At 63.2% G+C, this 18,110-nt stretch carries 25 protein-coding genes; 10 read left to right on the plus strand and 15 right to left on the minus strand.

The window, feature by feature from the left end:
• Nucleotides 1-70: 70 nt before the first annotated feature.
• The 7 genes from AAFX91_RS25850 to AAFX91_RS25880 all read right to left on the minus strand — a co-directional run bounded on the left by AAFX91_RS25850 (nt 71) and on the right by AAFX91_RS25880 (nt 5,407).
• Nucleotides 71-220, minus strand: a complete 150-nt coding sequence (locus tag AAFX91_RS25850; protein ID WP_130582672.1) for a hypothetical protein — start codon at nt 218-220, stop codon at nt 71-73.
• Between the two features lie 50 nt (nt 221-270).
• Nucleotides 271-645 (minus strand): hypothetical protein, encoded by a 375-nt coding sequence (locus AAFX91_RS25855; RefSeq protein WP_130582673.1) that lies wholly within the window; start codon nt 643-645, stop codon nt 271-273.
• Between the two features lie 77 nt (nt 646-722).
• Nucleotides 723-1,547: a tetratricopeptide repeat protein gene (locus tag AAFX91_RS25860; RefSeq protein WP_394568542.1), complete on the minus strand. Its 825-nt coding sequence runs from the start codon at nt 1,545-1,547 to the stop codon at nt 723-725.
• An 83-nt stretch (nt 1,548-1,630) separates the two neighbouring features.
• Nucleotides 1,631-2,677 (minus strand): GDSL-type esterase/lipase family protein, encoded by a 1,047-nt coding sequence (locus tag AAFX91_RS25865; protein WP_394568544.1) that lies wholly within the window; start codon nt 2,675-2,677, stop codon nt 1,631-1,633.
• Between the two features lie 91 nt (nt 2,678-2,768).
• Complete coding sequence (locus tag AAFX91_RS25870; protein ID WP_130579541.1) at nt 2,769-3,455, minus strand: substrate-binding domain-containing protein; 687 nt, start codon at nt 3,453-3,455, stop codon at nt 2,769-2,771.
• A gap of 6 nt (nt 3,456-3,461) precedes the next feature.
• Nucleotides 3,462-4,106, minus strand: a complete 645-nt coding sequence (locus AAFX91_RS25875; protein ID WP_165421155.1) for a GrlR family regulatory protein — start codon at nt 4,104-4,106, stop codon at nt 3,462-3,464.
• Between the two features lie 266 nt (nt 4,107-4,372).
• Entirely contained in the window at nt 4,373-5,407 is a 1,035-nt protein-coding gene (locus tag AAFX91_RS25880; protein WP_130579539.1) for a glutamine synthetase beta-grasp domain-containing protein, read from the minus strand.
• A gap of 547 nt (nt 5,408-5,954) precedes the next feature.
• Here AAFX91_RS25880 and AAFX91_RS25885 point away from each other — a divergent pair.
• Entirely contained in the window at nt 5,955-6,155 is a 201-nt protein-coding gene (locus AAFX91_RS25885; RefSeq protein WP_130579538.1) for a DUF2735 domain-containing protein, read from the plus strand.
• 90 nt (nt 6,156-6,245) lie between these two features.
• Here the strand turns inward: AAFX91_RS25885 and AAFX91_RS25890 are convergent, their stop codons facing one another.
• A complete protein-coding gene (locus AAFX91_RS25890) occupies nt 6,246-6,560 on the minus strand; it encodes an MliC family protein (protein WP_130579537.1) in 315 nt (104 codons plus the stop codon).
• Between the two features lie 101 nt (nt 6,561-6,661).
• Between AAFX91_RS25890 and AAFX91_RS25895 the strand changes: the two genes are divergently transcribed.
• On the plus strand, nt 6,662-7,411 hold the full coding sequence (locus tag AAFX91_RS25895) for a tyrosine-protein phosphatase (RefSeq protein WP_394568547.1): 750 nt from the start codon (nt 6,662-6,664) through the stop codon (nt 7,409-7,411).
• Here the strand turns inward: AAFX91_RS25895 and AAFX91_RS25900 are convergent.
• Nucleotides 7,408-7,623 (minus strand): hypothetical protein, encoded by a 216-nt coding sequence (locus AAFX91_RS25900; RefSeq protein WP_282530494.1) that lies wholly within the window; start codon nt 7,621-7,623, stop codon nt 7,408-7,410. The two genes, AAFX91_RS25895 and AAFX91_RS25900, sit on opposite strands and share 4 nt — an antisense overlap.
• Before the next feature lie 99 nt (nt 7,624-7,722).
• Complete coding sequence (locus AAFX91_RS25905; protein ID WP_282530493.1) at nt 7,723-8,433, minus strand: SGNH/GDSL hydrolase family protein; 711 nt, start codon at nt 8,431-8,433, stop codon at nt 7,723-7,725.
• Between the two features lie 125 nt (nt 8,434-8,558).
• Between AAFX91_RS25905 and fabG the strand changes: the two genes are divergently transcribed.
• The gene (gene fabG, locus AAFX91_RS25910; RefSeq protein ID WP_394568550.1) at nt 8,559-9,239 is read left to right on the plus strand and encodes a 3-oxoacyl-ACP reductase FabG; all 681 of its coding nucleotides are present in this window, start codon (nt 8,559-8,561) and stop codon (nt 9,237-9,239) included.
• A complete protein-coding gene (locus AAFX91_RS25915; protein WP_394568552.1) occupies nt 9,226-9,453 on the plus strand; it encodes a hypothetical protein in 228 nt (75 codons plus the stop codon). Before fabG ends, AAFX91_RS25915 begins: the two co-directional genes overlap by 14 nt.
• A 3-nt stretch (nt 9,454-9,456) precedes the next feature.
• On the opposite strand, the gene AAFX91_RS25920 is transcribed toward AAFX91_RS25915, so the two are convergent.
• Entirely contained in the window at nt 9,457-10,164 is a 708-nt protein-coding gene (locus tag AAFX91_RS25920; protein WP_245476305.1) for a hypothetical protein, read from the minus strand.
• Between the two features lie 192 nt (nt 10,165-10,356).
• Between AAFX91_RS25920 and AAFX91_RS25925 the strand changes: the two genes are divergently transcribed.
• Complete coding sequence (locus AAFX91_RS25925) at nt 10,357-11,046, plus strand: DUF2161 domain-containing phosphodiesterase (protein WP_130579532.1); 690 nt, start codon at nt 10,357-10,359, stop codon at nt 11,044-11,046.
• A 293-nt stretch (nt 11,047-11,339) separates the two neighbouring features.
• Complete coding sequence (locus AAFX91_RS25930) at nt 11,340-11,642, plus strand: hypothetical protein (protein WP_130579531.1); 303 nt, start codon at nt 11,340-11,342, stop codon at nt 11,640-11,642.
• A 66-nt stretch (nt 11,643-11,708) separates the two neighbouring features.
• Here AAFX91_RS25930 and AAFX91_RS25935 read toward each other — a convergent pair whose 3' ends face one another.
• Together AAFX91_RS25935 and AAFX91_RS25940 are read right to left on the minus strand one after the other, a co-directional pair.
• Entirely contained in the window at nt 11,709-12,323 is a 615-nt protein-coding gene (locus tag AAFX91_RS25935; protein ID WP_394568555.1) for a GNAT family N-acetyltransferase, read from the minus strand.
• A 164-nt stretch (nt 12,324-12,487) separates the two neighbouring features.
• The gene (locus AAFX91_RS25940; RefSeq protein WP_394568556.1) at nt 12,488-12,886 is read right to left on the minus strand and encodes a PaaI family thioesterase; all 399 of its coding nucleotides are present in this window, start codon (nt 12,884-12,886) and stop codon (nt 12,488-12,490) included.
• A gap of 120 nt (nt 12,887-13,006) precedes the next feature.
• Between AAFX91_RS25940 and AAFX91_RS25945 the strand changes: the two genes are divergently transcribed.
• Entirely contained in the window at nt 13,007-13,795 is a 789-nt protein-coding gene (locus AAFX91_RS25945; protein ID WP_394568557.1) for a cobalamin-binding protein, read from the plus strand.
• 119 nt (nt 13,796-13,914) lie between these two features.
• Here AAFX91_RS25945 and AAFX91_RS25950 read toward each other — a convergent pair whose 3' ends face one another.
• Both AAFX91_RS25950 and AAFX91_RS25955 read right to left on the minus strand, forming a co-directional pair.
• On the minus strand, nt 13,915-15,192 hold the full coding sequence (locus AAFX91_RS25950) for an ArgE/DapE family deacylase (RefSeq protein WP_394568558.1): 1,278 nt from the start codon (nt 15,190-15,192) through the stop codon (nt 13,915-13,917).
• A 70-nt stretch (nt 15,193-15,262) separates the two neighbouring features.
• Nucleotides 15,263-15,985, minus strand: a complete 723-nt coding sequence (locus tag AAFX91_RS25955) for a pyridoxamine 5'-phosphate oxidase family protein (RefSeq protein WP_394568559.1) — start codon at nt 15,983-15,985, stop codon at nt 15,263-15,265.
• 76 nt (nt 15,986-16,061) lie between these two features.
• Between AAFX91_RS25955 and AAFX91_RS25960 the strand changes: the two genes are divergently transcribed.
• Genes AAFX91_RS25960 through AAFX91_RS25970 form a run of 3 tightly spaced genes read left to right on the plus strand, consistent with a single transcriptional unit; the run spans nt 16,062 to nt 18,041 of the window.
• A complete protein-coding gene (locus AAFX91_RS25960; RefSeq protein WP_394568560.1) occupies nt 16,062-17,561 on the plus strand; it encodes a PLP-dependent aminotransferase family protein in 1,500 nt (499 codons plus the stop codon).
• 56 nt (nt 17,562-17,617) lie between these two features.
• Nucleotides 17,618-17,770: a hypothetical protein gene (locus AAFX91_RS25965; protein ID WP_394568561.1), complete on the plus strand. Its 153-nt coding sequence runs from the start codon at nt 17,618-17,620 to the stop codon at nt 17,768-17,770.
• A gap of 16 nt (nt 17,771-17,786) precedes the next feature.
• Nucleotides 17,787-18,041, plus strand: coding sequence for a DUF6719 family protein (locus AAFX91_RS25970; protein WP_394568562.1), 255 nt, complete (start codon nt 17,787-17,789; stop codon nt 18,039-18,041).
• The last annotated feature ends 69 nt before the right edge of the window (nt 18,042-18,110 follow it).

Genomic DNA, 18,110 nt, shown 5'->3' on the forward strand with positions numbered 1-18,110 from the left:
AGGCTTCCTCCTAAAAGAAAGCCTTGAATCACGTTCAATCTGATTTGAGAATCCCAAGAGTCCACACGGCCTAGTGGCGCTTGAAATATTGCACGTCACGCTCGTGCTTTTCGGCCGCGGCCCGGGTCTTGAAGGTGCCGAGATTGCGGCGTTTACCGGTCTTCGGATTGACCTTCCGCGAATAGAGGCGGTATTCGCCGGATCGTAGCTTGCGGATCATGGTCGGGTCTCCTTTTGCCCGATCAACCGCGCCCCACCCTCTCGGTTCCATTAGGGCTTGCGCTGAGGTGGAAATAGCTGATTGCCAAATGGCTGCGGTCCAGTGGGAACGCGGATGGCGATGAAGCTTCGGCCCATCGACGTGTGGCAGGAATTGCAGCCTTCGGTCAGATTTCCAAAGGCCTTCGCAAATTTGCGGCCATCCTTCGCGGCGATCGCGTCGGAAACCGACTGCAACGGATCCTTCAGCGTGGTGACATTGCTGACGGGGATACCGGAATACAGCATGGCTGCTTCCGCAAGGCTGGATTCGAGCTGGCTCAGTTCGTAGGCCGCGAGCTCCCAATTCTGGGCCGTGGCGGCAAAGCGGCTTACGGAATTCGAACAAGCCGCACCACAGACGTCATTGCGAGCGTAGCGAAGCAATCCATTGTCACCGCAAGCTTTGAGAGATGGATTGCTTCGCTACGCTCGCAATGACGGCTGGGCTACCATTGATCGCGCTAGAAGCAGAGGTTCGTCACGACGTTGCCGCGCTTGTCCTTGATCGTCATCGGACATCGCGCCCGCTCCAGCGCCTTCTTGGCGTCCTCGTCGCCGAGGGCTGCGGCGCGCTCGTAATAGGCTTTCGCGGCATCCGAATCCTTCGGACCGCCGCGGCCGGATTGCGCGAAGGCGCCCATCCGCTCCAGCGCGCCCGGATGATTTTGCGCCGCCGCCTTCTCGAACAGCGCGCGCGCCGCGACATCATCCTTCTCACCGCCGGTGCCTTCGGAAAGCATCAGGCCGAGCTGATATTGCGCCTCGGGGTTGGTCTCGGCGGCCTTCGCGAGCAATTCGCGGGCGCGCGCCGGGTCGGCCGCCGAGGAGCCGCCCAGCGCGGCGAGATTGGTGACGCCGCGCGGATTTCCGGCCTGCGCCGCGCGCTCGAACAGTTTGCGCGCCTGCGCCTCATCTTTCGCGACGCCCGCGCCGGTCCCATAGAGCACGCCGAGTTCGACCATCGCCGAGGTCGAGCCCTTGTCCGCCGCCTTGCGCCAGGCCGCGACCGCTTCCGCCGTTTGCCGATTGGCCGCATAGGCGCGGCCGAGCTGATACATCGCCCGGCGCGAGGATTTCGTGGCAGTCGCGCAGTATTTGATCGCGGTCGCGATGTCGGCCGAGGCGACCTCCGGCACGCCCTTGACGTCGGCGGGCTTGTCGGGATCGGAGGGATCGGCCGCGAGGCGGTCGCACAGCACGAGGTCGGCAGATTGCGCATGGGCATGGCCCGGCGCCACGCCAACCATGAGCGCAGCAAACAGGCAGCAGGAAAGTCGTTTCTTCATGCCGCTACGTTGCTTCGACGGCCCGGCAAATTCAAGGCTGCCGATGGCGGCAAAGCCGGCATTCGACAGCCTTGAAAAGGGATCTAGGCGGCCCGCCCGAACAGCGCGCGCGACGCAATCGCCGGCGTCTCGAACGTGCCGGACTTGGGCAGGCTCTTCAGCATCGCATCAAATCGGGCGGCGGTCTTTGCGGCGCCGGCGGCCGTCGGATGCAACTCGTCGCGCCACTCGTTCTTGCCGACCACCCCGCGCAGGTCGACAAAACGATAATTCGAATAGGTCGCGGCGAAGCCCGCAAGCCCCTTGTTGAAGGCATCGGTCATGATGCGCATGATCGCCTGGCAGAGGTCGGCCTGAAAGGTCGGGTCGAGTCCCACGAACATCATGCCATTTCCGATCCAGGGGCCGCTGCTGCGCGGGATCGCGTAGTCGTAGCCGTGGCCGACCATGATCACATCAGGCGCGCGCAGATGGACGCGCTGGATCAGGGACTCGTAGTCCTGCAGGACCAACTTGAGGTTTGCGTAGAATTCCGGCTTGACGTAGTAGGCGGCATCCGACGGATTGGCGTGATCGGGATCGAACAGATTGAGGAAGCGCGCGATGCCGGCATCGCCGCCAAGCATGTCGTTTCCTCCGCCGGAAAACAGAAACGTATCCGCCTCCCCGGAGATCAGCGCGGGCCAGAACTGGCCGGCCTGGATCATTTCCGTGAGCGTATCTCCCCAATGCGCCAGATTGCTGATGGGATAGACGTAACTTTGCTGGAGCACGTCAATCAGCGTGGGCGGCATGACCAGCGGCGGCAGCCGAAACCATGAATCGCCCTCGGCGACAACCGGGACCTTGCGACCAAAACCCTTCGGTGGCGTGGTCGGAGCAAGCTTTTCATCTCGGCCAATCGACGCATCATGCGCAAGGGCGTCGGCCAGCTTGGCGGATTTCTCGATGCCCTGAAAATCAACGGCGGAGCGGTTCAAACCGACCGTGAAATCGAATGGCCGCCGCGGATTGGGCTGGACGACAAAGAAATTCGAAATGTCGGCATCGCTGATGCTGCGATTCTGGATTTTCTCGACGACGGCGTGGAATGGCGTTTTGCCGCCGGCTGATTTCCGCTTCTTGGCCATGGCATTCCCTCCAATGAATGCCACGAGCATTGCACAACCTAAAGTTCGCAGCAACGCGATGGCGGGTCAGCGCAGCGTCCACCGTGATACATCAAGGCTCAAGCCCCGACTCGCGCAGCATCGGCGCGACCTTGGCGGAAGCGAGATAGCGCCGCAGCCGGTCGGCCTGCCCCGCCTTCTCCGAGCCAATCATGCGGCCCGCTGAGAACACCGCCGGCGTCTGCAACTCGCGCGGAATTGCGCCGACGACCTCGATGCCCGCAACCTGCTTCAATTCGCTGATCTGCTGCACGGCGAGATCGGCCTCATCAGTGATGAGCCGCTCCGCGGTGAATCCCGACGGAATAATGGTCGCACGCGCGTTGATCTCGGCCGCGATGCCTAAGCGCTCGATCAGTTGCGCGAAGAAAATGCCGCTGGCGCCGATCCGCGAATAAGCCACCGAGCGCGCAGCCAGCAGCGTCGCGCGCAATGCCGCCTCGCTGGTGATGTCGGGATGAATGGCTCCGGCCTTCACGGCGATGCCGACATAGGAGCGCGCGAGATCGACGCAGCTCTCCGCGGCCACGCGTCCTTCCCGCACGAGCTCGGCGAGCCCCTCTTGCGTCAGGATGAGGATGTCGGCGCCCTCGCCGCGCCTGATCCGGTCGAGCAGCGCCAATGTCGGCGCGAAATCGGCGTCGATCCGTACGTCGTTGGACGCCTCATACAGTCCGGCAAGATTGGCAACTGCGCCTTTCAGCGCCAGCGTAGAGAGCAGGCGAATGGTGTCTGGCATCGCGTCTTACAGGCGGCGCATCAGCTTCAGCACTGCCGTCAATCGCAGGCTGCGCTTGCCGGCGAGCGCGGTTGCTTCCAGCACCGCTCCCTCGTCATCACAGGTGCCGGAAAAGCCGATACCGACTTCGTGGCCACCGAAGACCGGATTCTCGCCCCTCGCCGGTGTGTGCTCCTGGTTGAGGATCTGGCCTTTCCAGCGGCCATTCTCCGAGAAGTAGGTACCAAGATAATAGAAGCACGCGTCACCGCCGACGATGCGGCCATCCTTGAGCAGCATCACGCCGGTCAGGCCGCCTGAGACCCCATCCAGCAGACGAAGATCGATGGAATAGAGGCCGTTGGCGATCCCGCCCTCGCCGACGCCGCCGGCGATCGGAATCTCCTGCTCCTCGATCGGCGTCAGCACTGCCTGAAACGGGACGCCTGGCACCTCCCGCAACCCTCCCTCGAAGCGATAGGTGTCACCATTGGGCCGGCCCTGCGCCACCAGCGTCGCATCATCGGTGCCGGCCATGGCGGGATAGTTGGGATCCGGATTGTGGCGCACGGTCCTGACCACAACCGAGACATCGTCGCCGCTTTCCTCGTAAGTGCCGATATGGGCGAAGGCCGAATTGCCGCCGAGCATCTTGCCGTCGTGCGCATGCATCACGCTGCGGCCGACCGCATCGTTGAGCTGAAATCTGACCTTATAGAAGCCTCCGAAACCCACGTCGGTCCCCGGCCTGCGCCATCCAGACCAAGTCTAGCGCGCTTTCGGTGAGGTCGATACCGGCTTGCGCTGAACAAAGCGTGTGGACGGTTCGGAAGTGCAACCAGTCCAATGCCACTAAAATGCGAAAGTCCGCCAAAGCCAGACGGCTTTGGCGGACTTGATTGCGGCCCCGGGCGCCCCCAGCCCGGGCCGGGAGCGTCTTAGGCCGCGGCCTTCTTGCCGGTCGGGACCTGAGCGACGGTCTTCAGGATCTGCGAAGCGATCTGGTAGGGGTCGCCTTGGGAGTTCGGACGGCGATCTTCCAGATAGCCCTTGTAGCTGTTGTTGACGAAGGAGTGCGGAACGCGGATCGAAGCGCCGCGGTCGGCGACGCCGTAAGAGAAGGTATCGATCGAGGCCGTCTCGTGCTTGCCGGTCAGGCGCATATGGTTGTCCGGACCGTAGACCGCGATGTGGTCAGCGCGGTTGGCCTTGAAGGCTTCCATCAGCGCCTCGAAGTACTCCTTGCCGCCGACTTCGCGCATGTACTGGGTCGAGAAGTTGGCGTGCATGCCGGAGCCGTTCCAGTCGGTGTCGCCGAGCGGCTTGCAGTGGAACTCGATGTCGATGCCATAGCTCTCGGTGAGGCGCAGCATCAGATAGCGCGCCATCCACATCTGATCAGCAGCGGTCTTGGAGCCCTTGCCGAAGATCTGGAATTCCCACTGGCCCTTCGCCACTTCGGCGTTGATGCCTTCGTGGTTGATACCGGCGGCGAGGCAGAGGTCAAGATGCTCTTCCACGATCTTGCGGGCGACATCGCCGACGTTCTTGTAGCCGACGCCGGTGTAGTACGGGCCCTGCGGAGCGGGATAGCCGCTCGAGGGGAAGCCCAGCGGACGGCCGTCCTTGTAGAAGAAATATTCCTGCTCAAAGCCGAACCAGGCGCCGGCGTCATCGAGAATGGTGGCGCGCTTGTTGGACGGATGCGGGGTGACGCCATCGGGCATCATGACTTCGCACATCACGAGCGCGCCGTTGGTGCGCGCAGCGTCCGGATAGACGGCGACCGGCTTCAGCACGCAATCGGAGCTGTGGCCTTCAGCCTGCATGGTGGAGGAGCCATCGAAGCCCCAGAGCGGAAGCTGCTCGAGCGTCGGAAACGACGCAAATTCCTTGATCTGAGTCTTGCCGCGCAAATTCGGTGTCGGCGTATACCCGTCGAGCCAAATATACTCGAGCTTGTACTTGGTCATTGAGCCTCTCTGTTGATGATGCAAAACGCGAGGGGCCGAAAAGCCAGCCGGTCTTGCCCCACGCGTACCCGGCCACCATCGGCCAAGAATCTACCAAGCAATTTGAATGCCAATCGCTGCAGTGCGGGAGCGAGCCTCTGGGGAAAAGTCCAGACGGCGAGACGCCATTTTCGCTGCGACATAGAAGCGCGGCTGGCATGCGCGTCAGGCGGCCAAATGACCCTTTGAGGCGGTAACCGGCGCCTGATTCTCCGGCAATTTTGGCTAGGTGCCTGCGGTCCGATTAAAGCCTTGGCACGCCCAAGCAACTTTCCTTGGATGCGCCGCCCCGCACCCGCAACCTTCGCCGCGGCTTACGAGTTAGCCATCTGCTTAGTGCCTCACGCGAAGCAAAACCGAAAATGCCTACAGAATGATCATCTAGTGACTTTTTTGATCATCTTGCATCCGAGCGGGGCACGGCTGATATCGCAGGTCCGGGTAACCACACGAGAACAAGTCGGGCGCACCATGGAGGATCGCAGCTCCGATGAGAGGAGAGAATCACATGAATTCGGGTTTGAATCAGGGATCTGCCAAGATCTACCAATTTCCGGTCGGCGGCCGGGCCTCCATCGCGGGACACCGCTACGGTGAGACCAAGTCGGCGCTCGAGATTGCCGCCTCACAGGTGAACAAGGCCGATTGCAGCGGTAGCTGGTACCACCAAGCGGCTATCGAGGAATCCAAGCCAACGCGTGACCACTAATGCCGGGTGGATGTCGGATAACGTCCCGACGGGAATGTCGGGGATCGGTAGCGTAGAAAAGGGTCGGAGCGAGCGCGTTTCGGCCCTTTTTCATGCCAGCTCGCAGGCCGTGGCCGGCCGCGTGGCGTGCTTGAGCGTGGCGAGGCCGGCTTTGGTGATCCTCAGCGTAACGCCGCCGCCGGAGTAGCGCGAGCCTGACACGGTCAGCCGCTTCAACAGCGTCACCGCCTTGCCGTCGAGTTGCAGATGGGCGCGGGAATCGTACTGGAAAAATCCCACGATGAACTGCGTGCCGTCAGCACAGCGATAGTTCCGGAACGTGCTCTGGGCCGAGGCTTGCGACCTGCCGGCGAGGGTTCCCGCCACCAAGACCACCGCAAAAATCGCTGCCTGCCGATGATTCATGCTTCGCCCCCGGAGCCAGCTTGAGTATAGACGAGCGCGGGATGCGCACCATCTCTTATCCGGTCATCTGCTTGCCGTAGAAGATTGCTTAAGTCAGCCCGATGCAAGATTCCCCTGCCCGACATTTCAATCTCGCCGGCGCCAGCAATTTCCGCGACCTCGGCGGCTACACCACGCGCGACGGCCGCAGCGTCCGTTGGCGCCAGATCTTTCGCTCCAACCATCTCGGCCGCCTCACCGACGACGATGTCGCAGTGGTCCGCGGCCTCGGCGTCCGCAGCGCCTTCGATTTCCGTGGCCGCGAGGAGCGCGCCGAGGGGCTGTGCGGGGTCGCCGAGATCACCGTGCATTCGCTCCCTGTCGAACCAACGGTGATCGCCGCGCTGCGCGCCATCGCCGCCAGCGGCAGTCCGCCGACCGAGAATGACGCCATCGAGGTGATGCGCGATTCCTACCGGAGCTATGTGCAGGAGAACACGCCGCGCTTCCGCGCACTGTTTGCGCATCTGTTGGAGGACCGCGCGCCGCTCGTCATCCATTGCAGCGCCGGCAAGGACCGCACCGGCTTCGCCTGCGCGCTGATCCTGCACACGCTCGGCGTTCCCGATGAGGTGATCTCCGAAGACTATCTGCTGACCAACCGCTTCTATCGGCGCGATCCCATCGTGACCAGCGATCTGCCCGACAGTGTCCTGCAGGTGATCGGCACGGTGCGGGCGGCCTTCCTGGCCACGTCGTTCGAGGCCATCAACGCCGATTACGGCGGCCTCGACAATTATATCCGCGACGGACTCGGCATCGCCGAGGCTGAGCGCGCGCAACTCTCCGCGCTCTATCTCGACAAGCTCTAAGCAGCCGCTTCCAGCTCGGCGTCGAGGTCGGCGATGACCTCCTCGAAGGCCGAGATCGCCTGCTGTACGGCCGCGATCTGCATCAACTCCCAGCCGCTGACCGGACCGGCGCGATTCTGCAGCGCGACGACCAAGTCCCGCCGCTGCTCCTTAAGCTGAACGAGCGGTAAACCGTGATCGGGTAAGTTTCCCATGGTCTGATCCCCTGCCATGATGGGACCTCGCTTCTAGCGAACGGATTCTGCAATCGACTTACAGAAGTCCGGCAAATTTTACCGATCAAGGGCGAGACCGTAGTCCTACGTAGACGGCTACGCTACGGCGGCAGCTTTCCGAATAGCATCCGTAAGACCCCTAGAGATCCGGAGCGTGCTGCCGTCGCTCTGATGCAATCGATCGGGATCGGTCGGGTCGAGCATACGATCGAAACCGATATTGTTCTGCGCATGCCAATGCTGCATCAGCGCCCAGCGGCGAAACACATTGACTCCTGCCCGCTCTGCCACTGCGGCGATCAGCGAGACCATGCGCTCGGAAAGCTCCGCCTTGTCGTCGATCAACATCGCCGGGACATGTTGCGGATCGATCAGCAGCACGTCCATCTGGCCTGCATGGGCACGAAGCCGGTCGACACCGACGGCAATTTTCGCCGCGACGTCGTCGACGTTGTACTTCTCCTTGTGGAAGACGGCGTTGGTGCCGACCTGCCAGATCACCAGTGACGGTGCCGGTGCTTCGGCGAAAATGTCCGAATCGAAGCGATCTAGTTCTTCGATCGCCTCTTGGCCGCCTACCCCCCTGTTGAGCACATCGATCCTTGGATTATCGCTGGCGCGCCTCAGATACATTTCCAGCCAATATGGATAAGGCAAGACATCTTCCCTACCAGCGGTCGATGATGATCCCATCGCGATGATCTTCAGCGGCCCGCCGTGCCGAAGCGCCTCGGCCGGGCGTGGCAGCGGATACTTGAAGGCGATCAACTGATCGGGCAATTCGGCATCTGCAAAATTGTCAACCATTTTGGAGCCTCACAAATTGATTGCTATTTAACGTTGAATGCCTATTTCGCGACGGTTTTGCCGGCATTGCAAATGAATTTCTGCTGAGTTTAGTCTGTCTGCCCCGGGTAGTGCGGAGCTGTCTCATGAACGGAAAAGTTATTGTCATCACCGGCGCGTCCGGTGCGCTCGGCAAGGTGGTCGTTGAGGAAGCCCTGGCGCGCGGCGCATGCGTGGCCGGCATTGATCACGCGCCGTCATCGCTTTCGCCGACGTCGAGCCGGATTGAGCTCGGCGGCGTTGATCTGATCGACGCAGCCCAGGCGAAAAAGGCGATCGACACGGCGGCGACACATTTCGGCCGGCTCGACGCGCTCATCAACATCGCCGGCGGCTTTGCCTTCGAGACGGTCTCAGACGGCGATCCCGCAACCTGGCAGCGGATGTATGCGCTCAACGTCACGACCGCGCTCAACGCCTCGCGCGCGGCGATCCCGCGCCTTCTTGCGTCCAGCGCCGCGCGTATCATCAATATCGGCGCGCTCGGTGCACTGCAGGCCGGTGCCGGCATGGGCGCCTATGCGGCTTCGAAATCCGGCGTGCACCGCCTGACCGAAGCGCTGGCCGCCGAGCACAAGGGCAGGATCACGGTCAACGCCGTGCTGCCTTCGATCATCGACACCGCCGCCAACCGCGCCAGCATGCCGAAGGCGGATTTCTCAAAATGGGTGGCGCCAAAGGAACTCGCCGACGTCATCCTGTTCCTCGCCAGCGACGCAGCCAGCGCAGTCACCGGCGCGCTGTTGCCGGTGAATGGGCGCGTTTAGCAGAGGTTTTCGAGATGAAGACCGCAAAGACATTGCACAAGCCGTTGAGCAACTCCCTCTTGGAGAGCTGGCGCGCTTTCGAGCATGGTTTGAAGCATTCGATGCCGGCAGCTTCGATATGGAAATCGAGCGCAACGCCCGCGCGGGCAAGCTTGATCCGTTAGCCACTGAAGCAATCAGCGCCTATCGCGCGGGCAGATGTCGAGACCTTTGACCCTCACGCCTCCACCAGCTTCTTCAGGACCGCCTTGAAGCGGACGCTGCGTTTGCCGGCGAGCGCAGTGGCTTCAGCCTCGGCGCCTTCGGAATCGTAGGTGCCGGAGAAGCCAATGCCGACTTCGTGGCGGCCGAACAGCGGCCGCTCGCCCAGGCTCGGCGTATGCTCGCGATTGACGATCTCGCCCTTCCACCGGCCATTCGCGGCGGTGTAGGCGCCGATATAGTCGAAATAAGCATCGCCGCCCCAGATGCGGCCGTCATGCAGCATCATCACGCCGGTGTTGCCGCCGTCGAGTCCATCAAGCATGCGAATGTGGATGGAATAGAGCCCGTTGCCGATGCCGTCGGGTCCGACCCTGCCAGGCGCAGGCGCATCCTTGTCGTTGATCGGGGTCAGGATCGCCGTGAACACGATGCCGGGCAAGGCGGAGGTCCCGCCTTCGAAATGAACCTCGTCGCCCTTGTGCGTGCCCTTGAAGGTCATGACGATGTTGTCGACCGGGAACATCGGCACATAGTCCGGATCGTGGTTGTGGCGCGTCATCTTCACCTCGGACGAGATGATGCCGCCTTCCTCCGTGTAGCTGCCGATGAAGGACGAACCGGAATTGCCGCCATAGAACTTGCCGGAGGCGGTTGCGAACATCACGCCGCAGCCAGTGCCCCGCGCTGTCCTGAACGAGAATTTGTACAGTCCCTGCAGCACCCTGGCGCCTGCTTCTCACGCGACAAATGCAACCAGTTCCCGCGCGGACCGTTTGCTCGCGCAGGCTCACCGATCGCCATTTGGTCTAGTCGTCCCGCACCAAGACTAACCGTTTTGCCACCGTCCCGGCAAACGCTTTGCGGTAGACTCCTCGAAATTGAGTCGCGGCATTCCGCGGCTGGAGTCTTGCGCGTGGAAACCTCGCTCTATCTGCCCGTCAAACGGTTCCTCGAACAGCTCGGCTTCACGGTGAAGGGCGAGATCGGCGGCTGCGACCTGGTGGCGCTGAGCGGCGACGATCCGCCGGTCGTCGTGGTCGGTGAGCTGAAGCTCACCTTCAACCTGGAACTGATCCTGCAGGCGGTCGGGCGCGCCGGCGCCTGCGACGAGATATGGATCGCCGCCAAATTATCGACGCGCGGCAAGGGACGCGAAAGCGACGCGCGCTACCGCAATCTCTGCCGCCGCCTCGGCTTCGGCATGCTGGGAGTGACCGGCGCCGGCGAGGTCGAGGTGCTGGTGAAGCCGCCGACCACGGCGCCGCGCCGCGATCCGAAGAAGCGCTCGCGCCTGGTTGCCGAACACAATCGCCGCAAGGGCGATCCCGTGATGGGCGGCAGCACGCGCTCGCCGATCATGACCGCCTACCGCCAGCAGGCGCTTGCCTGCGCGTCGGCCCTCGCGAATGGACCACGGCGCGTGCGCGAGCTCCGGGTCGATATTCCGGATGCCGGCAAGATCCTGCTGCATAATGTTTACGGCTGGTTCGACCGCGCCGAGCGCGGGATCTATGTGCTGACCGACGCAGGCCGCGCCGCGTTGCAACGCTGGCCGCAGCCGCCCGTTGATTCCGCAGCTATCGAAACGGCGGCCTCGATGTGAGTGACGACGGCCGAGCGACGCACGATTGCGGTGCATAACCGGTAACGATCGCGCGATGAGTCGGGGTAAACTTGAGAAAGTCTACCGTGCATGGCTGGATTGCCATGTCAGTTTCATATTGCAATGCAACAATATGGCGCCTAGGTATCCGGCCCACGCATGATCCGGAAAAAGTAGCTACCGGTTTTTCCTCGCGACAGACACGAAGGGTTTGCGCGGAGATCATGCTCAAAACGAAGAGGCGGGCGGATGACGATTCATGGAACCGTCGTTGCGCTCCCAGCGAGGCCCCGATGAGCGAAGACTGGCAAACGAAATATGGTCCCCGACGCGTGAGGCGCGATCCGCCGACGCTGGAGGAAGCGATCTTCGCCGCCGTCGGCATCACCGACGACCTCGAGCAGCAGGCCGAGATCGCGTCCGCCTTGATGGGCCTTCCTTACGAGGACGTGCTGGCTGAGGTGAAGAAGACGGCGCGAACCAGCGTAAGATCGGCGACCCGTGTGATCACGGGCGAGCAAGGCGCGCAGCGCGCGGTCGTGGTCGAGCGGCGCGTGGTCCGGCGGTTCGGTAACGACAAGCGCACCGGCACCTGAACTGCGATTGGCAACTCGTTCATCTGAACGAATTGCCGGGGCGGCGCGGGCGTAGCGGCGCGCCGATCAGGCGGCGCGGCCCCAGCCGTACATCTTGAACACCATCTGCCAATAGGCGCGGTTGAGATTGGCGATCGCGCGCGCCGCCTCCAGCGGCGCAACCGCCGCCGGGACCGGTTCCGGCTGGCCATGCCGCGCGAGATCGATGCTGCCGGTGGATTCACCGTGGCGGAACGTCAGCTTCGCGCCGAACTTGCTGGCGAGCGTCCGCATCGCCTCGTTCTGCGCACCGGTGGTGATCCGAAGCGAGCGATAGCCCCTCGCCTGCGCCTCTGCGATCAGCTTGCGGAACAGGACGCTGCCGACGCCCTTGCGGCGCGCCGAGCGCTCCACGCTGAAGGCGATCTCAGGCTCGCCGTCCGGCGATTGCTCCGGCGGATGCAATTCGGCCGCACCGCGCACCGTGCCGTTGTCGAAATAGGCGATGATGACGGTGCCGTCGCTGGCGCATTTTTCGGCGTAGCGCTTGATGAAGCCGTCATCCATGAAGCCATGGAAGCGATCATAGCGGCTGGTTCGGTCCAGCCTCAGCAGATGATCCCGCAAAAGCGGCAATTCCGACTGGCTGAGGGTCCGAACGGTACCTTTGGCTGGCGCCGAACGGGCAGAATCGTAGTTCATTCCATAACTCCTCGTGGTAGCCCTCGAGGAGGCGTCGAATCCCTAGACACCCAATATTGTGCGTCGCAGCATGAAATTCAAGTACGTAGATTCACCGAATCTCGCATTTGGATTCACTTGATCTTCGGATTGAATTTATTGATGAATTCAGGACTTCGCGCGTACTAAAGTACCATCTGGGTCTGGGTTACGATGGCGACCAGCTTGCCGTCCTCGGTTTCCAATCGGATCTGCCAAACCTGCGTGCGCCGCCCGCGATGCACGGGCGTGGCAACGGCGATGACCGTGGTCCCCTCCTTGGCGCCGCCAATGAAGTTGGTCTTGCTCTCGATCGTCGTCGTCCCCTTGGCATCCTCGGGCAGATTGATCACAGTCGCGGCCGCCCCGACCGAGTCCGCAAGCGCCATCACCGCGCCGCCGTGGATGGTGTGATGCAGCGTGCAGAGGTCCGGCCGCACCAGCATCTTTGCCACCACGCGGTCCTTGTCGGCCTCCGTGAAGATGACGCCCTTCAGTTCCGCAAACGGCATCTTCATCGATTGGATCTTTTCCAGCGGCGTCATGCGTCCTCCCGTTTTGTTGTGCGCGCGGCAGCGGCAGAGAATGGACGGAGCCGGTAAATCAGGCAATGACGTCGGAGGTAATGGCCGGCGTGACGATGCGGCCGACGATAGAGATTTCCGATGCGCCACTTTCCTCCCCGCCGGATCGTCTGCCTCACCGAGGAGACCGTGGAGACGCTGTACCTGCTCGGCGAGCAGGACCGCATCGTCGGCGTCTCCGGCTATGCGGTGCGACCGCCGCAGGTCCGGCGCGAGAAGCCGCGCGTCGCGGCGTTCATCTCGGCCGACATCCCGAAAATCCTGGCACTCGAGCCGGACCTCGTGCTCGCCTTCTCCGACATCCAGGCCGACATCGTCGCCGATCTCGTGCGGGCCGGCGTCGACGTCCACGTCTTCAACCAGCGCGACATTGCCGGCATCATGGCGATGATCCGCATCCTCGGCGCCATCGTCGGCGCCGCCGAACGCGCCGACCGGCTTGCCGCGGATTTCGAGCAGCGCCTCGCCGCCATCGCTGCGACACCGCGTTCGCAGCCAAAGCCAAAAGTCTATTTCGAGGAATGGGACGATCCCCTGATCAGCGGCATCGGCTGGGTGTCCGAGCTGATCGAGATCGCCGGCGGCGAAGACGCGCTGCCAGGCTTGCGGCTACAGAAGGCGGCAAAAGACCGCATCATCGCGCCCGAGATCGTGCGTGACGCCGCGCCTGACGTGATCCTCGCCTCCTGGTGCGGCAAGAAGGTCGTGCCCGACCGCATCCGTAACCGTCCCGGCTGGCGCGACATCCCCGCCGTGCGCAACGATCGTATCGTCGAGATCAAGTCGACGATCATTTTGCAGCCGGGCCCCGCCGCGCTCACCGATGGGCTGGATGCGATCGTCGCGGCGCTGTGGTCGTCGAATTCGTAGGGTGGGCAAAGCGAAGCGTGCCCACCTTCTCTTGCACCGGCCGTGAATGGTGGGCACGCGGAGCTTGTCATCGGGCGCGCGTTCGCGCGACCCGTTCGCTTTGCCCACCCTACGGCGCCTTACACCTTCTCCACCCCACACCATTCCGCGATAAACAGTGCGGTGGCCTTGGTGGATTTGCGCAGCGACTCCAGATCGACATATTCGTTGAAGCCGTGCATCGCCGCGCCGCTGGCGCCGAAGCACAGGCTCGGGATGTTGTAGTTCAATCCGTAGAAGCGGGTATCGGTGAGCGCGGTGAAGGCACGGTCTTCCACCGTGCCGCCATAGACGGCGCCAAACGCCTTCGCGAACGCCGCTTCCGGCGCGGCCGCGTCAGTCAGCTCATAGCCCTCGGACAGGAAGCCCGACCACTGCACCTCAGGCGGATTGTTGGAGAGGAAACGATGGTCGCGCGCGGCCGCCGAGACGCAAGCCAAAATCTCCTTCTGGCACTCCGCGATCGACCAGCCCGGCAGCACGGCGATGCGGCAATCGACGTCGCACCAGGCCGGCACGCTGGAGGCCCAGTCGCCGCCCTTGATGATGCCGGGATTGAAGTTGATGGGATGCGCGACATCCTTGAAATGCCGGTCGGCCTTGGCGCGCTCGTTCCACTCGGCTTCGAGCTTCTCCAGCGCGTGGATCAGATGATACGCCGCCATGATCGCGTTCGAGCCGGCGCCCGCCTCGAACACGTGCACCGGGAAGCCGCGCACCTTCAGCCGAAACCAGATCACGCCGACCTGCGAGCGGATCATCTTGCCGTCGGTCGGCTCCGGGATGAAGCAGGCATCGGCACGATAGCCGCGTTGGAGCGTCGAGAGCGCGCCGACGCCGGTGCTCTCCTCCTCGATCACCGACTGGAAGTGGATCCGCCCGGTCGGGCGAAAGCCTGCAGCCTTGATCGCATCAAGCGCATAGAGCGCGCCGATCGTGCCCGACTTCATGTCGCAGGCGCCGCGGCCATACATCCGCCCGTCCTTGATGGTGGGTGAGAATGGCAGCGTCTCCCACATGTCGAGCGGGCCCGTCGGCACCACGTCGCAGTGCCCCTGCAGGATCAGCGATTTGCCGCCATCGGTAGGCGGCCGATAGGTGCCGACCACCGTGCGCGCCCTGGAGAAATCATGCTCGATCGGGCCGAAGCCGCGAAGATCCTTCAGATCGTCGACATTGATATGCCAGTCGTCGACCTCGTAGCCGCGTGCGCGCAGGAGATCGCCGATCATGTCCTGGCATGGACCTTCCGCGCCACGGGTCGAGGGGATCGCGACGAATTCCTTCGTGGTCGCAAGCTGCGCATCGAAGCCGGCATCAACGGCGTCCAGGATCCTTTGTTGCGTATCGGCATTCATGCGGCGGCTCCAACTCCAGGTTCGATCATCAAGCGCACGGGCGCTTGCCCGACACCGCTATAGCGTGATCTCAGCCACCGGGGTACTGCGCAAAATAGGCATCTCGCAATGCTTCTTCGAGCAGACGGCCTTCCGAATAGCCATCGAGTGATGCCGGCCGCGTCACGCCGTCGAGCAGCCGCGAGCAAGGTTCCGGCGCGCCGAGCACGGTGCGCACCGGAATGCGCTCGGCATAAATCGGCAGCTCGTAATCCTCATCGTCATCGGCGACGCCCTTGGCGCGGATCTTGGCCGAGGCTTCCTCGATCTCCATCGCGATGAAGGATGTCGCCTTGATCTCCTGCGTATTGCTCTGCCGCAGGCTCGCGGTGCGATCGGGAAAGAAGCGGTCGACCATCGCGACCAGCGCGCGCTGCTTCTCGTCCGGATCGGTGACGAGGTAGGCCGTCCCAAACGCCATCACCGCGCGGTAGTCGGCCGAATGATTGAAGCCGCAGCGCGCCAGCACCAGGCTGTCGAGATGCGCGACCGTGAGACAGACCCTCTGGCCCGCGGACTGGTTCCTCAGCATGCGGCTGGCGCTGCTGCCGTGCCAGTACAGCCGTATTCCCTCGCGCCAGAAGAAGGTCGGCGTGCAATAGGGCTGGCCGTCGATCGCATAGGAGACGTGGCACAGCATCGAGGAGTCGAGGATGCGGTGAACGGTTTCATGATCGTAGAAGCCGCGATCATGGCGGCGCTTCACCTGGTTTCGTGGTGACAGCGGATATGAGGCGGCAGCACCTTCGCTCACGGTAACTCCTGTTTAGGATTTTGAACGTTTCGAAACAGTTGTAGCGCCGGATTTGGTCTGCGATAGTGCCAATTCCATGCGAAAAATTTCGACCAATTCTGCGTCGCCGAGCAAGGCCGAACTGCCGCTCGACCTTTCCGGACCGCACATCACACCGGGCGCCTCCGCCCAGCAGCGCCTCTACCAGGCGCTTTGCCACGCCATCCTCGGCGGCATCGTCAAACCGGGCGAGCCGCTGCCGCCCTCCCGCACGCTGGCACGGCAGACCGGCTTTCGCCGTAACGCGGTCGTCACCGCCTATGAACGGTTGATCGCGGACGGGTTCGCGGTGGCGACCACAGGCTCGGGGACGTTCGTCGCGGCCCGCATCCCTGCCCGCGCCCGCGAAGCGCCGAAGCCAAAGATCACCATCGATGCGCCCCAGCAAGGCGCGCTCGCGCTCGGCTGCACGCATATCGATAGCCGCGCCCTGCAGCGCTTCCGCGCCTTCGTCGGGCGACGGATGCGCGCCTTCAGCGCCGTGCATTTCCATTACGGCGATCCCAGGGGCAGCCGCGAGCTCCGCGCCGCAATCGCCGATCATTTGTTGTCGGCGCGCGGCCTGCGCTGCGACCCCGAGCAGATCATGCTGACGTCGGGCACGCTGCACGGGTTGCGCATCGTGTTGAGCGCAATCCTCAAGCCCGGCGATCAGATCTGGTGCGAGGATCCGGGGTACCCAATCGCGCGCCGAACCATCGAGCATTGCGGCTATCGCGCGGTTTCCGTTCCGGTCGACGCATCGGGCATGATGGTTGCGAACGGCCGGGCCCGCGCGCCGGCGGCGCGTGCGGCCTATGTGACGCCGTCGCATCAGTTTCCGCTCGGCGTGCAGATGTCGATGCCGCGCCGGCTGGAACTGCTCGACTGGGCCAAGGCCGCCGATGCCTTTGTGTTCGAGGACGATTACGACAGCGAGTTCCGCTATGACGGCGCTCCCCTGCTGTCGCTGGCCGGCATCGATCATCTCCGGCGCGTCATCTACATGGGCACGTTTGCCAAGACGCTGTTTCCGGGATTGCGCATCGGCTACTGCGCGCTGCCTGAAAAATTGATCGGCCCGGTGACGGCGGCCCGCGCCGCGCTCGACCGCTTTCCGGGCACGCTGATGGAAGGCGCTGTCGCTGACATGCTCAACTCCGGCGCCTTCGCCGCCAACCTGAAGAAGGTGCGCAGGCTCTACCGCGAAGCGCGTGACGTACTGGCCTCGACGCTGGCGGCGGCATCAGACGGTGAGCTGTCGGTGCCGGTGCCCTCGCAGGGCCTGCATCTGGTGGCGCGGTTCGATCCGTCGACCGACCCGGTCGTGGCGTCAGAGGCCAGACGCGCGGCCGGCGTCGACGGCTGGCTGCTTGCGGAGACCTATCATCGCGCGCGTCCCCTGCCCGGCTTCGTGCTGGGGTTTGCCGGCCACGACCTTCCGCAACTGAAAGCATCGGCCGAGCGACTGGCGAAGGCGTCACTCACCGCGCTGCGCGAGCGCCGCAAGCCGAGAGCCCGCGTCGCCAAAACGCCAACGTCGCGCGCGGCTCTATGAGAATCGCCGGCGGCTCATTAAGCTGAAAATGAAAAGCTGTACGGCGGAGATACCGGATGCCCGGCAATCGCAACGTCCTGTATCCGATCATCGGTGTGCTGCTCGCCGTCATCGGCGTGCTCGGCTACCAGCTCTACCAGGCCAAGAAGCAGCCCGAAGGTTTCCAGATCAATGTCGGCCCCGACGGGCTGAAGATCCAAGGGAAGTGACGCTCAAGTGACGCTGATGATTTCGGAAAGAATTCTGCGCGTCGGCTGCATCGCGCTGCTTGGCTGGCTCGCATCGCCACTGTCAGCGTCGGCGCAGGTGCTGGGACGCGAGCAGGACATCATTGATTTGCGACTGGGCCAGCGCGTGATGGTCGACGACGGATCATGCCCCGCGGGCCAGATCAAGGAAGTCTCGGGCTCGCAGATGACGAGCCAGGGCGTGACGCGCGTGCGCAAATGCATCCCACGTCTCGGCACCAAGAAGCGCTAGGCCGTGTGGACTCTTGGGATTCTCAAATCAGATTGAACGTGATTCAAGGCTTTCTTTTAGGAGGAAGCC

This window comes from Bradyrhizobium sp. 31Argb, assembly GCF_043638955.1.
In the GTDB taxonomy this organism is placed as follows: domain Bacteria; phylum Pseudomonadota; class Alphaproteobacteria; order Rhizobiales; family Xanthobacteraceae; genus Bradyrhizobium.